At 65.0% G+C, this 14,781-nt stretch carries 12 protein-coding genes and 1 tRNA gene; 11 read left to right on the plus strand and 2 right to left on the minus strand.

The features are described from left to right. Positions 1-85 precede the first annotated feature (85 nt). Positions 86-2,461: an ATP-binding protein gene (locus tag ACOGJC_RS14030; protein ID WP_419845618.1), complete on the minus strand. Its 2,376-nt coding sequence runs from the start codon at positions 2,459-2,461 to the stop codon at positions 86-88. Between the two features lie 461 nt (positions 2,462-2,922). Here ACOGJC_RS14030 and ACOGJC_RS14035 point away from each other — a divergent pair, with 461 nt between their 5' ends. From ACOGJC_RS14035 to ACOGJC_RS14050, 4 genes are all read left to right on the plus strand, one after another. Next, on the plus strand, positions 2,923-3,216 hold the full coding sequence (locus ACOGJC_RS14035; RefSeq protein ID WP_419845619.1) for a hypothetical protein: 294 nt from the start codon (positions 2,923-2,925) through the stop codon (positions 3,214-3,216). A gap of 168 nt (positions 3,217-3,384) precedes the next feature. Next, positions 3,385-4,752: a serpin family protein gene (locus tag ACOGJC_RS14040; RefSeq protein WP_419845620.1), complete on the plus strand. Its 1,368-nt coding sequence runs from the start codon at positions 3,385-3,387 to the stop codon at positions 4,750-4,752. A gap of 90 nt (positions 4,753-4,842) precedes the next feature. Then, positions 4,843-5,976 carry an amino acid ABC transporter substrate-binding protein gene (locus ACOGJC_RS14045; protein ID WP_419845621.1) on the plus strand — a complete coding sequence of 378 codons (1,134 nt, stop codon included), beginning with the start codon at positions 4,843-4,845 and terminating at the stop codon, positions 5,974-5,976. A 93-nt stretch (positions 5,977-6,069) separates the two neighbouring features. Next, the gene (locus ACOGJC_RS14050) at positions 6,070-7,524 is read left to right on the plus strand and encodes an MBOAT family O-acyltransferase (RefSeq protein ID WP_419845622.1); all 1,455 of its coding nucleotides are present in this window, start codon (positions 6,070-6,072) and stop codon (positions 7,522-7,524) included. A 28-nt stretch (positions 7,525-7,552) separates the two neighbouring features. Here the strand turns inward: ACOGJC_RS14050 and ACOGJC_RS14055 are convergent. Further along, positions 7,553-7,623, minus strand: a tRNA-Gly gene (locus ACOGJC_RS14055). An 86-nt stretch (positions 7,624-7,709) separates the two neighbouring features. Between ACOGJC_RS14055 and tig the strand changes: the two genes are divergently transcribed. From tig to mreC, 7 genes are all read left to right on the plus strand, one after another. After that, entirely contained in the window at positions 7,710-9,077 is a 1,368-nt protein-coding gene (gene tig, locus ACOGJC_RS14060; protein ID WP_419845623.1) for a trigger factor, read from the plus strand. Next, the gene (locus ACOGJC_RS14065; protein WP_419845624.1) at positions 9,074-9,706 is read left to right on the plus strand and encodes an ATP-dependent Clp protease proteolytic subunit; all 633 of its coding nucleotides are present in this window, start codon (positions 9,074-9,076) and stop codon (positions 9,704-9,706) included. The genes tig and ACOGJC_RS14065 overlap by 4 nt, the downstream gene beginning before the upstream one ends. 14 nt (positions 9,707-9,720) lie before the next feature. Next, positions 9,721-10,992, plus strand: coding sequence for an ATP-dependent Clp protease ATP-binding subunit ClpX (gene clpX, locus ACOGJC_RS14070; protein ID WP_419845625.1), 1,272 nt, complete (start codon positions 9,721-9,723; stop codon positions 10,990-10,992). Continuing rightward, positions 10,943-12,292, plus strand: a complete 1,350-nt coding sequence (locus ACOGJC_RS14075; RefSeq protein WP_419845626.1) for a bifunctional folylpolyglutamate synthase/dihydrofolate synthase — start codon at positions 10,943-10,945, stop codon at positions 12,290-12,292. Before clpX ends, ACOGJC_RS14075 begins: the two co-directional genes overlap by 50 nt. Before the next feature lie 48 nt (positions 12,293-12,340). After that, positions 12,341-12,748: a nucleoside-diphosphate kinase gene (ndk, locus tag ACOGJC_RS14080; protein ID WP_419845627.1), complete on the plus strand. Its 408-nt coding sequence runs from the start codon at positions 12,341-12,343 to the stop codon at positions 12,746-12,748. 67 nt (positions 12,749-12,815) lie between these two features. After that, positions 12,816-13,859: a rod shape-determining protein gene (locus ACOGJC_RS14085; RefSeq protein WP_419845628.1), complete on the plus strand. Its 1,044-nt coding sequence runs from the start codon at positions 12,816-12,818 to the stop codon at positions 13,857-13,859. Positions 13,860-13,876: 17 nt separating this feature from the next. After that, positions 13,877-14,725 carry a rod shape-determining protein MreC gene (gene mreC / locus ACOGJC_RS14090; RefSeq protein WP_419845629.1) on the plus strand — a complete coding sequence of 283 codons (849 nt, stop codon included), beginning with the start codon at positions 13,877-13,879 and terminating at the stop codon, positions 14,723-14,725. Positions 14,726-14,781 lie beyond the last annotated feature (56 nt).

Genomic DNA, 14,781 nt, shown 5'->3' on the forward strand with positions numbered 1-14,781 from the left:
CGTGGGCAATCTATTGGATGGTGTCGGACTGCTTCAATGACGCAGACATTATCCACAGGATTTCCATGTGAATGGGCATATGTCTCTACGTTTGGCCGGTGGGCATGCGGTAGCCGACGCGGGGTTCGGTGAAGATGTAAGTGGGGTTGTTGGCGGAGTCGCCGAGTTTGCGGCGGAGGCGTTTGATCACGTCGCGCACCAGCCAGGGCTCGCCCACTCTCTCGGGCCCCCACACCCGGTGCAATAGCGCGCTGTGGGTCATCACTCGGGGGGCGTGGGCGGCCAGTTCATGGAGGATGTTGTATTCGGTGGCGGTGAGCTCGACGGGCTTGCCGTCCACTGCGGCGCGGCGTTGGGCGAAGTCGATGCTCAGCCCGGCGGCTTCATAGGGGGCCGAGGGCTCGCCCTCCAAGAACTCCACCCGCCTGCGCAGCGCGGCTCTGATCCTGGCGGTCAGCTCGGTGGGCGAGAAGGGTTTGACCACGTAGTCGGCCGCGCCCATGTCGAAGGCCCGGGCCACGGTTTCGTCGTGGCCGTATGCCGACAGGAAGATGATGGGCACGTCTGCGGTGGCTTTGATGTCGCTCATCACGTCGATGCCGTCGCGTTCGGGCAACACCAAATCGAGCAGCACGAGGTGGGGCTTGTCCTCGGCCATGATGCGACCGATGTCAGCGGGGTCGCTGGTCGCGATGGGCTCATATCCGGCCCTGGCGAGGACGTCGGTGATGTAGCGAAGCGCCTGGGGATCGTCGTCTACGGCCAACACGCGGACTTGGCGATGGGCCGCGGTCTGCGATCTGAGGGAGTCCAGAGCGGGAGCAGCAGTCGGGGCCTGTGCCGCGGGCAGGGTGAAGGTGAACCGCGCTCCCAGCCCGGGCCCTTCGCTCTCAGCCCAGATGCGGCCCCCGTGGGCCTCCACGATGCCCTTGCAGATGGCCAGCCCGAGGCCCGACCCGGCGAGGCTCGACCCGTGGTCCGGGCTGTGCGCCCGCGAGAATTTGCGGAACAGATCCGGCATCTGCTCCGACGGTATGCCCCGGCCCTGGTCAGCTACCGAGACCGCGACCTGGATTCCGTCGCGCTCTGCGGCCACCACGATCGGCGACCCTTCGGGGGAGTACCCGGCGGCGTTGAAGAGAAGGTTGCTCAGCACCTGCACGATGCGGCGCCGGTCGGCCATCACCAGCGGCAGGTCCGGGGCCAGTTCCACTTTCAAGGAGTTGGCGGCGCCAGCGGTGAGGAACCTGGCCTTGGCGTCGTCCACCAACAGGTGCACCTCGGCGGGCTCGGGGGCCACGGGCAGGGTGCCGGTGTTGATGCGGGCGACGTCCAACAGATCGCCGATCAGGTGGCGCATCTGGTCGGACTGGTCGCGGATGATGCGGAGGAACTGCGTGGTCTCGGCGGGGTCCAGCCCTCCGGCGGTGTCCAAAAGCGTGCCCACCGACCCCAAGACCGCGGCGAGGGGCGTGCGGAGCTCATGGCTCACCATGGCCAAGAACTCGGCCCGCAGCCGCTCCTGCTCCTCCAGCGGCGCCATGTCCTGGAGGGTCACCACGAACGACACCACCTCACCGTCGGCGGAGCGGATCGGGGAGGCGTTGAGCAAAGCGCCGACGCTTCGCCCGTCGGGAACCCGCAGCGCGATCTCCTCGGCCCTGATCATCTCACCAGACATGAGTAGCGCCGAAAGCGGACGCCCCTGAAGCGACACCTCCCGACCGTCGGAGCGCACGCAGGTCACCACCTCCAACAGCTCCTCCAGCGACTGTTCGTCCTCTCGGAGGCCCTCCACGATGCGCACGGCCTCCCGGTTGGACAACGCCAGCGCGCCGGACACCGCGTCGAAGACGACCACGCCCACCGGCGAGGTGTTCACCAGCGTCTCCAGATCGGCCCGAGCCCGCTGCTCATCCTGATGCCGGCGGGCATTGGCGATGACCATCGCGGCCTGGGAGGCGAACATCACCAGGGTCTCCTCGTCGGCGCGGGTGAACTCGGCGCCGCCGTCCTTGTCGCCCACGAACACGTGGCCCACCCGCTCGCCCCGATAGAACATCGGCACCGCCAAAAAGCTGAACACCTCCACCGGCACGGGGACCTCAAACCCAGCGAAGCCCAGCGACCTGACGTGTTCGGCCAGATCGGCCACCCTCAGGGGTTCGGCGATCTCGGTCAGCGACTCGAAGATCTGATAGGGGTCTGGGGTAAGCCACAGCCTTTCGGCCTCCTCAGCGGTTGTCCCCGACGACAAGAAGTCCTGCACCTGCCCGCCTTCGTCGAGCAAAGTCATGACCCCGTAGCGGGCGGCCGTGAGGTGCCGGGCGGAGTCGAGGACCCCTTGGAGCACCGTGTCCAACTCCAGGCTCTCGTTGATGCGCACGCTGGCCTCGCTCAACCGCGTGAGCCGCTCCTCAAGCGCCTCCAACTCCCCATCCCGCTGATCAACGTCAGTCACTGCATCCCTCCTGGCTTCGACACCGCTGTTCGGCGGAAGAGTCCCATTTATCTCTAATCATAGAAAACTATACATAAATTCATACAAATTTCTTGGCAATCCACAGAACCTCCAGATCCGACAATCCCATTCCGGGAACTCCAACAACGCAATGGGGGTCTCATGAAGAGAAAACAGTGAGTAGCAGAGAATAAGAAATCGATTGATGGTCTGAAATGGCGTCGCGCTGTAGCTCCGCCACATCGCCGGAGCGTCAGCTGGACACGGGGAATCTTGGGAAGCGGTGGTAATGTTGCCGTGATTCCTATGATGTACAAATTGTTCTCATAATATATCTATTAATATCTATATGACACTAAGGCGATGGGCGGTCCGGCAGCCGCCGCTGGGGTCAGCAAATACTCATCTTGCGTTGTCGTCAAAGTCGCCGAGTTTGCCGCTCCCGGAAGGGTCGCCCGCAAATGAAGAAGCTCAACTCCGCTGAGATCGACGTGATTCTCGCTCTGCACCAACGCTTCGGGATAGACAAGACCAAAGAGCTGTTCAGTTCGGGAATGATGCGCAGCGAAGTCGATGGGTGGAGCATCCCGAACAAACAGGCCGAAAAAAGACTGGTCCTCGCCGTCCTCGAATACACCGGCGGCAATGTGCAGGGAGCCTGCCGCATCCTCAACGGGGCGAAGATCATAGCGCCCGGCTACAACCCCGACTTCTGGAACGAGTACAACATCGACGCTGTTCGCCGCGCCCCCTGACTCCGTGAGAGCTCTCGGCCTCCTCATCCTTGCCTACGAGTATTTTGCTGCGCCCGGCAAGCTCAGAAAGGTTGTGCTCATTTCCTAGCACTGCTTCCCGTACCATGCTTTCGGGAACCGGTGGGGCTTCGGCGTCGTCAAACAAGTATGACCAAGACGAAAAAGAACATGGCGAAGCTGATCGGAACGCTGATTCTGCTTGGCACCATTGCGCTGGGCTGTGGCTCCTCGGAGACGACCGTTACACCAGGGCCTACCGTGTCGGCTGTCGCGAATGAGCCGGCCGCGACCACCGATCTGGCGCCTCTAACCGATGCGACCCCGGCTGGCGGTGATGAGGTCAATGACCCCATCGATGCGACGCCTGTTGCCGTGGATGAGCCTGCCGGTACGGCCGTGTTGCCGCCGACCGCGGCGCGGCTGCCCGCCGACCCCAATGCGCCTTCACACGAGTGGGTTGCCGGGGTCAACGCGGCTGGGTGGGACTTCCACCGGCACTTGGAGGGCAACGCGGTGTCCAGCCCGATGAGCATCGGCATCGCATTCAGCCTGAGCCGGGCCGGGGCGTCTGCTGACACGGGCGCGGTGCTCGACGGGATATTCGGGTTTCCTGCGGCTGATACCCACGGCGCGGCCAATGCCGTCGGTCTCAGCCTGGCTGGGGCATCGGTAGAGCCCACTGTGTTGGAGGTGGCCAACCGCCTGTTCCCCGACGACGAGTTCTCGCCGCTGCCCGAATTCCTCGATATCGCGTCCAGCCAGTACGGGGCGGGGATCCAGCCCATCGACACCGCCCAGCCCGGCCCGGCGGCCGATGCCGTCAACCGCTGGGTGTCGGACAGTACCCGCGGGCTCATCCCTACCATCGTCAGCGAGGACATGGTCGACGACCAGAAGCTGATTCTGGTGAACACCGTCTACCTCAAGGCCGACTGGGCAGTGCCGTTCTTGGCCGAGTGGACCGACGATGGCCAGTTCACCACCGCCGACGGCGGATCGGTGACCGTTCCGTTCATGCGCGACTACGAGCCGCTCTACCGCCGGTATGTCCGCCTTGGCGATGCCGACGCGGTGGAACTGCCCTATGAGGGGGGCGAGTTGGCCATGTGGCTGATCGTCCCCCACGACGTCGACGGCCTGGCCGCCGTCGAGGAATCGCTCGACGCGGAGGCGCTCGCTGGTCTGCGCGGCGCGGCGAGGGAGGGCTATGTCGATCTCGCCATGCCCAAGTGGGAGCAGACCCTGCCGCCCACCGACCTGTTTGAATGGCTCTGCCCGCGCGAGTTCTGCCCCGGCGCAGGCTTCGACAACATCGCCCCCGGCATCTTCATCACCGGCGCCCTCCACGGCGCCAAGGTGATCGTGGACGAAAAGGGCACCGAGGCCGCCGCGGCCACCGCCATGGGGTTCGCCGAATCGGCCCCGCCAGAGCCCGATCTCACCGTTGTCGCCGACCGTCCTTTCCTGTGGGCCATCACCCACCAAGACACCGGCGCGATCCTGTTCGTCGGCCGTCTTGTCAACCCCGCCGCGTGACCGGCTCCGCGTTCAGCCTTCGAGCCGTCCGACATCGAAACCCGGCAGACAATAGAGAACTTCACACACCGTACGGCTATGTTCGATTTTATGAATAAGACCTTCCGTCACTTCTTGCCCGTGCTCGGGTTCGTGCTGGTTTTCTCGTTGATCGCCGCGTCGTGCGGCAACGACGATGGCGACGGCGCCACCCCAGCGGCCCCTGAAGCCACCGCGGCCAGCACCGAGGCCCCAGCGGCATCTGAGCCGGCAGAGACGGTCACCGTTGTGCATGCACAAGACGGCGGAACCTTGCAGGCCGTGCTGGACCGCGGCCACGTTATGTGCGGCTCTAGAGATGATCTCCCCGGGTTCGCGCTGTTGAACGAAGACGGCGAATACGTGGGCTTCGACATCGACATGTGCCGGGTGCTGGCCGCTGCTGTATTCGGGGACTCCGACGCCATCGAGATCGTGCCGGTGACCAGCGCCGAGCGCTTCACCGCCCTGGCTTCGGGCCAGTTCGACGTGATGAACCGCAATACCACTTGGACGGCGACCCGCGACGGGGACGAGGGTGCCAACTTCAACTTCATCTACTACTACGACGGCCAAGGCCTCATGGTGCCGGCTTCCACCGGCTTCACCACGCTGCAAGACCTCGCCGACGCCAACATCTGCGTGAGCACCGGCACGACCACCGAGCTGAACCTCACCGCGGTGTTCGCCGCCCGAGACATCCCATTCAACCCGGTCACCTTCGAGGGCTTCGACACCCTCGTACCCGCGTACCAGGAGGGCCAGTGCGAGGCGATGACCTCCGACACCAGCGTGCTCGGGGTGTTCAAGTTCGAGATCGAGCAAGATGGCGGCCCCGAACAGCACATCATGGCCGAGATCATCTCCAAAGAACCCCTCGGCCCGGTGGTGCGCGATGGCGACACGCAGTGGGCTCAGGTCGTGAATTGGGCCATCATGGCCACCGTCCAGGCTTGGGAGTTCGGACTCGACTCAACCAACATCGCCAGCTACGACGGCACCGACCCCAACATCTTGAACTTCTTGGGCCGCGACGGCTTCGATCCCGGCCTCGGCCTGCCCACCGACTTCGCCATCCAGGTGGTGTCGCAAGTGGGCAACTACGAGGAGATCTACAACCGCCACCCGCAACTCGGAACGCTGGCCGGCAGCGCCAACGACCTCTGGACCAACGGCGGCCTCATGTACGTCCCACCCTACCGCTAGGGCCACGTTCTCCCAGCTGCTTGAGGGTCGCCGGCGGGGGGGATTCTGACAACCAAGGTGGCTTCGGTATAGCTGCGGGTAGGGTCGGCGGCGGTGCTGTTTCCGACGTTCACGTTTGCGGTGTTCTTTGCGGTGGTGTTGCCGGTGGGGTGGGCGCTGCGGCGGTGGCCGGTGCCGTGGAAGCTGTTTTTGTTGGGGGCGTCGTATTGGTTCTACGCGGCCTGGGATGCCCGCTTTGTGCTGTTGCTGGTGGGCATGACGTTGGGGAACGCCGCGGCGGTGGCCGTCAACGTGAGAGCCGCCACCGATTTGGTTCGCAAAGCTGCGGTGGCCGGCGGGGTGACACTGAGCCTCGGTGTGTTGGCCTTTTTCAAGTACTACGACTTCTTCACCGACAGCCTGGAGCGCAATCTGGGAGTATCCAGCCCAGCACTCGACATCGTGTTGCCGGTGGGGGTGTCGTTCTTCACGTTCCAGGCCATCAGTTACGTGGTGGACGTGCATCGGGGGCGCACCGGCGAGGCCAATCTGCTCGATTTCGCGGTGTATTTGTCGTTCTTTCCCCAGTTGGTGGCCGGCCCCATCGTGCGGGCTACCGAGTTCTTGCCCCAGTTGCGCTCAGAGGCCCGCCCCGACCGGGCGGAGGTGGCCCACGCCGTCAAGCTCATTGGCCGGGGCATGTTCAAAAAGGTGGTGATCGCCGACTTCTTGGCTCGGGCGGTGGTCAACGACACCTTCGAGGCCCCCGGCGAGCACGGCGCGCTGGACATGTTGGCGGGGATCTACGGCTACGCGGTGCAGATCTACGCCGATTTCTCCGGGTACACCGACATGGCCATCGGCGTGGCCTTGTTGATGGGGTTCCGCTTCCCCCAGAACTTCGACGTGCCCTATGTGGCCGACTCCATCCAGGACTTCTGGCGGCGGTGGCACATGACGCTTTCCCGCTGGTTGCGGGACTACCTCTACATCCCCCTGGGGGGCAACCGGAAGGGGCGCCTGGCCACCTACCGGAACCTGCTGCTCACCATGGCCCTCGGCGGCCTGTGGCACGGCGCGGCCGGGGCGTTCATCCTCTGGGGCGTCTACCACGGCGCCGGCCTGGCCACAGAACGCTGGCGGCGAGAGGCCAGACAGGGCCGGGTGCCGCGAGAGGTGAGCCTGAAGGGTTGGCGCTGGGGGTGGGGTTGGCACTGGACCCCCTCGGACACCGCCCGGCTGTGGACACGACGATTCTGGGTGTTCCACTTCGTGTGCCTGGGCTGGGTGCTGTTCAACAGCGAGACCCTGGATAGAGCTGGTGATGTGCTGGCCCGGCTCTACACCGGGTGGGGTACCGGACCTGAGCTGTTGAACCCGCTGGTGGCCTTGGCCATCGTGTCTGCTCTTGTCGCCCAGTTCTTCCCCCGAGAATGGGCCGACAAGGGGTCGGAAGCGTTGGCCAAGGCGCCGATGGGCCTGACCGCGGTGGGCTTTTCGGTGTGGATCATGATCGTCGTCGCCCTCGGCCCCGAGGGGGTGGCCGACTACATCTACTTCCAGTTCTGAGGGCGCTGAACAGCAGCGATGCGAAGAGAGCGGGTGACGAGAATCGAACTCGCGTCATCAGCTTGGAAGGCTGGGGTTCTACCACTGAACTACACCCGCAGGGCTGGCTTGGAATGATAACTGCCCACCGCGGCAATCAGCTACGACACGAGGATTCGAAGGGTCGCCGGTAAAATGCCCATCCTGTGAAGAGCACGGTCGAGACCTTGGACGGCAACCGGGTCAAGGTGTCGGTGGACATCGATGCGGACGAATTCGAGGAGAAGCTGGACGAGGCTTTCCGCAAGCTCGCCCGCCAAGTCCGCCTTCCGGGCTTTCGCCCCGGCAAAGCCCCCCGCCGAGTGCTGGAAGCCCGGCTGGGCCCCCAGGCGGCTCGGGGAGAAGCCCTCAGCGACGCGGTGCCCGAGTACTACGCCCAGGCGGTGGACGACCACGACGTCGACGTGATCGCCGCACCGGAGATCGACATCACCAGCGGGGCCGAGGGCGGCCCGGTCAGCTTCGACGCGGTGGTGGAGGTCCGCCCCCTGGTCACCATCACCGGCTACGACCAGCTCACAGCCGAGGTGCCCAGTCCCGAGCCCACCGCCGAGGAGATCAGCCAGCAGGTGGACCAGCTCCGCAAGCAGTTCGGCGAGCTGGCCCCTGTCTCCCGGCCGGCGATCGACGGCGACAACGTGACCATGGACATCTATGGGTCGTACAACGGCGAGGAAGTCGAGGGCCTCACCGTGGACGACTACGCCTACGAAGTGGGCCAGGGGGCCGTGGTGCCCGAGATCGACGAGGAGCTCCGGGGATCCAAGAGCGGCGACATTTTGGAGTTCAACGCCAAGCACCCCGACCCCGACGAGGACGGGCTCTTGCGGTTCCGCATCCTGGTCAAAGAGGTGCAGGAGACGGTTCTTCCCGATTTCGACGACGAGTTCGCCCGAGAGGCTTCGGAGTTCGACACCGCCGACGAGCTGCGGGCCGACATCTCCGGGAACATCGCCGAGCACAAGCGGGCCGACGCCCTGGCCTCGCTGGCCAACCAAGTGGGCGAGCAGCTCGCCGAGTTGGTGATCGACGACATTCCCGAGGCATTGGTGGACGCCGAGGTGCAGCACCGCCTCCGCACCCTCCAGATGCGACTGGCCAGCCAGGGCGTGGAGATCGACACCTATCTGGAGGCCATCGGCCAGACCGTCGAAGAGATGGCCGAGGCGCTTCGCGAACCTGCCCTTTTGGAGGCGAAAACCGACCTGGCCCTGCGGGCGGTGGCGGCGGCAGAGTCCATCGAGGCCACCGATGAGGACGTGGATTCGGAGCTGGCCATGCTGGCTGCTCAGGTGGGCCAAACCGTCGACGAGCTCAAGTCATCGGTATTCGCTGACGATGAAAGCCGTCTCAAGGGGGTACGATTGGACGCAAAGATGCGCAGGACCCGGGAATGGGTTTTGGAGCGGGTTGAGATAAAAGATCCCGACGGAAACCTCATTGAGCGGTCTAGCCTGAATCCCGACAGCGAGTCTGACCTTCCCCCCACCACCATCGAGAGCCAAACCACATGAGACCTCAGAACTACATGGTGCCCGTCGTGGTCGAGCAGACCAACCGGGGTGAACGGTCGTTCGACCTGTATTCCCGCCTGCTCAAGGAGAACATCATCTTCTTGGGCACCCCCATCGACGACACGGTGGCCAACCTCATCTGCGCACAGCTTCTGCACCTGGAGTCGGAGAACCCCGACAAAGACATCAACCTTTACATCAACAGCCCGGGCGGCGACATCAATGCCATGTTCGCCATCTACGACACCATGCAGTACTTGAAGCCCGACATCACCACCATCTGCTTCGGACAGGCGGCCTCGGCCGCCGCCGTGCTCTTGGCTGCGGGCGCCCCCGGCAAGCGCTTGGCGCTGCCCCACTCCCGGATGCTGATCCACCAGCCCTATGCCGGGGCGTCCGGGCAGGTGTCCGACATCGAGATCGCCTCGCGGGAGATCCAGCGGCTCAAAGACCAGCTCGAGCAGCTTCTGGCCCGCCACACCGGCCAAGACCTCGATAAGGTCAAGCAGGACACCGACCGCGATTACGTGATGACCGCGGAGGACGCCAGGGAGTACGGGCTGATCGACGAGGTCATCTCGTCGCGTGAGGCCGCCGAAAACGCCGGACCGATCACGGCCATCCGGTAAGGGGGATCGAGACAGTGGCGAAGTTCGGAGAGGGCGGCGAGCTGCTGAAGTGCAGCTTCTGCGGCAAGACCCAGAAGCAGGTCAAAAAGATGATCGCCGGCCCCGGCGTCTACATCTGCGACGAGTGCATCGACCTGTGCAACGAGATCATCGAGGAGGAGTTGGCCGAAGGCGCCGACGTCGGATTCAAGGAGCTCCCCAAGCCCCAGGAGATCTACTCCTTTTTGAACGACTACATCATCGGCCAAGAACACGCCAAGCGGATTCTGTCGGTCGCGGTCTACAACCACTACAAGCGGGTCCAGATGGGCTCATCCGACCCCGAGGTGGAGCTGTCCAAATCGAACATCCTTTTGCTCGGGCCCACCGGGTGCGGCAAGACGCTGATGGCCCAGACCCTGGCCCGGATGCTCAACGTGCCCTTTGCCATCGCCGATGCCACTGCGCTGACCGAGGCCGGCTATGTGGGCGAGGACGTGGAGAACATCCTCCTCAAGCTCATCCAGGCCGCCGATTACGACGTCAAAAAGGCCGAGACCGGCATCATCTACATCGACGAGATCGACAAGATCTCCCGTAAGAGCGAGAACCCGTCGATCACCCGGGACGTGTCCGGTGAGGGCGTGCAACAGGCCCTGCTGAAGATCTTGGAGGGCACCACTGCGTCGGTTCCCCCCCAGGGCGGGCGCAAGCACCCCCACCAGGAGTTCATCCAGATCGACACCACCAACGTGCTGTTCATCGTGGGCGGCGCCTTCGCCGGGTTGGAGCAGATCATCGAGAACCGGGTGGGCAACGTCGGGGTCGGCTTCGGCGCCGACATCCGCACCGATGCGGAGCGGGACCACGGGGAGCTGTTCACCCAGGTCCAGCCCGAGGACCTGATCAAGTTCGGCCTCATCCCCGAGTTCATCGGCCGCCTGCCGGTAGTCGGCGTGGTATCCCACCTCGAGCGGGACATGCTGGTGCGGATCCTGGTTGAGCCCAAGAACGCCCTGGTGAAGCAGTACTGCAAGTTCTTCGAGTTCGAGAACGTGGAGCTGATCATCACCGACGAGGCCCTGTCGGAGGTGGCCGAGCTGGCCCTCAGCCGCAATACCGGGGCCCGGGGCCTTCGGGCCATCTTGGAGGAGGTCCTGCTCGACGTCATGTACGAGCTGCCCAGCCGCGACGACGTTGTCCAGTGCGTGGTCAATGCGGAAACCGTCCGCGGCGAGGAAGCCCCTCTGCTGCTCAATGCGGCCAAAGCCCGTTCCAGCGACCGGTCCCGGCGCCAGGCCAGCTGACCTTCTGGCGTGGCTGGACAGCCACGTCAATCTGGAGGCCACCGCGGGCGACACCGACGGCCTGTCGCTAGCTCCGATGCAGGGTCTGCTGGCCGCACTGGGCGACCCCCAGGGCGACTACCCGGCCATCCACATCTCCGGCACCAATGGCAAGGGCTCGGTGGCCGCGATGGTTGGCGCGCTGGCCCAGGCATGGGGGATGACGGTCGGGGTCTACGCCAGCCCCCATGTGGAGCGCATCAACGAGCGCATGACCGTGGGCGGCGACCCGGTGAGCGATGCCGAACTGGCCGAGCTCTTGGGCCATCTGCGGCTAGTGGAGGGTCATTTGGCCGATGGTCACGACGGTGCCCGGCCCTCATGGTTCGAGCTGGTCACCGCGGCCGCCCTGCGCTGGTTCGCCGATGTGGCCGTAGACCTGGCCGTGGTGGAGGTGGGCAAGCTGGGCCGCTACGACGCCACCAACGTGGTGAACAGCCGGGTGGCAGTCATCACCAACATCGGACGCGACCACACCGACGGCCGGTCGGGCTGGGAGGCGGCGGTGATGGGGGAGAAGGCGGGCATCCTCCATTCCGATGTCACTGCCGTGCTGGGGCCGATGGATGCCGAGTTGGTGGCGATTGCCGCCGAGGAGTCGCCGGGTGAGCTGCTGGTTGCCGGCCAGCACTTCGACCTGGAGGAGAACCAACCGGCGGTGGGCGGCCGGCTGATCACGGTTCGCACTCCCCGGGCCTGTTACGACGATGTCTACGTCAGCCAGTTCGGCGCCCACCAGGGGGACAACGCCGCATTGGCCATCGCCGCGTTCGAGGCCCTGGTGGAACAAGAATTGGATGAGCCGGTGTTGGACGCTTTGGGCGACGTGGCGGTCCCGGCTCGATTCGAAGTGGTGGCCCGCCAGCCCTTGGTGGTGATCGACGGCGCCCACAACCCCGACGGCCTTGCCGCGGCGGCGGCCACCCTGGCCGACCAATTCACCGTATTGGGCACGGTCACCTGGGTGCTCGGCATGATGAGCGACAAGGATCCCGACGCCATGCTGGCCGCCATCGGTGCCTCCGGTGCCCGCTGCGACCTAGTGGTGTGCTGCGCTCCCGACTGGCCTCGGGCCCTAGCAGCCGCCGATCTGGCGGATGCGGCCCGGAATCGGGGGATCGACGCCGAGATTGCCACCGACGTGACCGAGGCGATGGAACGAGCCCTGGCACTGTCGGGTGACGAGGACGCGGTGGTGGTGACCGGCTCTCTGTACACCGCGGGTGCGGCCCGCCTTCACCTCGTGCCCCGAGATCAGTAGGGTTCTGGCCGTGTTGATTGACGGGTCGAGATCAGTAGGGTTCTGACGGTGAATCGGACACTGGTGCTGTGCAAGCCCGATGCGGTGGAAAGGGGCCTGGTGGGGGCCATCTTGTCCCGCTTTGAGGCCCGGGGCCTGCGGATCGCGGCCATGCGCCTTTTGACCATCGATGCCGAGTTGGCCGCCCGCCACTACGCCGAGCATGTGGACCGCCCGTTCTACCCCGACTTGGTGGCGTTCATCGGCCGCTCCCCGTCGGTGGCCCTGGTGCTCGAGGGGCCCGACGATGTCTACGCCGTCGTCCGCTCCATGATGGGGGCCACCAACCCCCTGGACTCCCCCCCGGGGACCATCCGAGGCGACTACGGATTGGAGGTCACCGAGAACCTCGTCCACGGTTCCGACAGCAACGCCTCCGCGGAGCGCGAGATCGCCATCTTCTTTCCCGACCTATAAACCGACCTATAGGACACAGCCTCTTGGCCGGTGTGCGATTTCGGGTCGTCTGCTCTAACCTGACGGCATGGTGAAGCGGCGGTTCTCTTCCAGCAGCGGATTGGTGGGCCGCGATGTCGCGATAGACCTGGGCACCGCCAACACGCTGGTATATGTCCGCGGCGAGGGCATCCTCATCAACGAGCCCTCCGTGGTAGCGGTCACCAGCAATGGCATGCCCGTGGCGGTGGGTACCGAGGCCAAGCGGATGCTGGGCCGCACACCGGCCCATATCCAGGCCATCCGTCCGCTCAAAGACGGGGTGATCGCCAACTTCGACATCTGCGAGAAGATGCTCCGGTACTTCATCCAACGAGTGTCTCCCGGGCGTTTGACCCGGCCCCGCATGGTGATCTGCGTTCCCTCCGGCATCACTCCCGTGGAGCAGCGGGCCGTGCAGGAGGCCGCGGTCTCCGCCGGGGCGAAGAAGCCGGTATACATAATCGAGGAGCCCATGGCCGCGGCCATCGGTGCCGGCCTCCCGGTGCAAGAGGCCTCGGGCAACATGATCGTGGACATCGGCGGCGGCACAACCGAGGTGGCCATGATCTCGCTGGGCGGGGTGGTCACTGGCCAGTCGATTCGGATGGGCGGCGATCGGATGGACGAGGACATCATCGCCTTCTTGAAGAAGGAGCACAGCCTCACCATCGGCAACCGCACGGCCGAAGAGGTCAAGATGGTGCTGGGGTCGGCATGGGCGGGGAGCGAGGACCGCTACGCCGAGGTTCGGGGGCAGGACATGGTTACCGGTTTGCCCAAGACCGTGGTCACCTCCACCTCCGAGATCCGCGAGGCCATCTCCGAGGTGGTTCGCTCGATTGTGGACGCGGTCAAAGTGACCCTGGACGAGACTCCCCCCGAGCTGGCTGCCGACATCATGGAGGCAGGCATTGTGCTGGCTGGCGGCGGGGCCCTGTTGAACGGACTCGCCCCTCGCCTTGAGGAAGAGACGGGGATGCCGATCCGGTTGGCGCCCAATCCCCTCCACGCCGTGGCCATCGGCTCGGGCCAGTCGCTGGAGGAGTTTGACGCGCTCGAGGGGCTCCTCTTCTCGTCGTCGTACGACTGATCGCTCGGATCGGCCCCGTGGCAACGGGCACTCGCACAAGAAGATCGCGAGTCACCCTCATATTCCTGCTGCTCAGTTCCGCGACCCTGCTCACCTTGGACGCCCGTGACTTTGAGCCCCTCCAGCGCACCGAGGAGACCCTCACCGACCTGTTCTCCCCGCTGCGATCGGGGGCCGATCGGCTGTTCGACCCGGTGGGCGACGCCTGGACCGGCATCACCGGCTATGACGAACTAGAGGCGGAGAATCAGAGACTGAGCGAAGAGCTGCAAAAAATCGAGGCTCAGCAGATTCTGGACACCGACGCGGCCATCCGTTTGGAGTCGCTGCTTGACGTGCTGGGCCTGCCCTATGTGCAGGACATCGACAACGTCGTGGCCGAGGTGGTGACCGCCGATGTGGGCAACTTCGACCGCTACTCAGTGCAGATCAACCGGGGTTCCGAAGACGGGGTCCGCAACGGGATGCCGGTGGTCACCAGGGGCGGCCTCATTGGCCGGATCGACGGCGATCCCGGTCGTGGGCACTCCCGGGTGGCACTGATCACCGACCCCGGCTTCGAGGTGGGCGTGCTGGTGGTGGGCACCGACGACGTGGCGCTGGCCTCGGGCAGCGGCCGCGGAGAGCCGCTGATCGTGGGCAAGGGGCTGGAGATCGACACCGAGGTGGCCGTCGGGGATGAGGTGGTCACCAGCGGGGTGGACCGCAGCCGCTACCCCGCCGGCATTCCCATCGGCACCGTCTCCGAGATCGACTACGACGAGGCCCGCCTGTTCCAGATACTCACCGTGAACCCCTCGGCCAATGCCGACAACCTGAGCTTCGTGACCGTTCTGCTCTACGACCCCCTGGCCGAGGAATCATGACGAAGGCGATCGCGATGACCAGCGAAAGGGTGTTCCTCAACGACTTGGCAGGGCAA

Origin of the sequence: Candidatus Poriferisocius sp., from assembly GCF_965204015.1 — a bacterium.
Classification (GTDB): domain Bacteria; phylum Actinomycetota; class Acidimicrobiia; order Acidimicrobiales; family Bin134; genus Poriferisocius.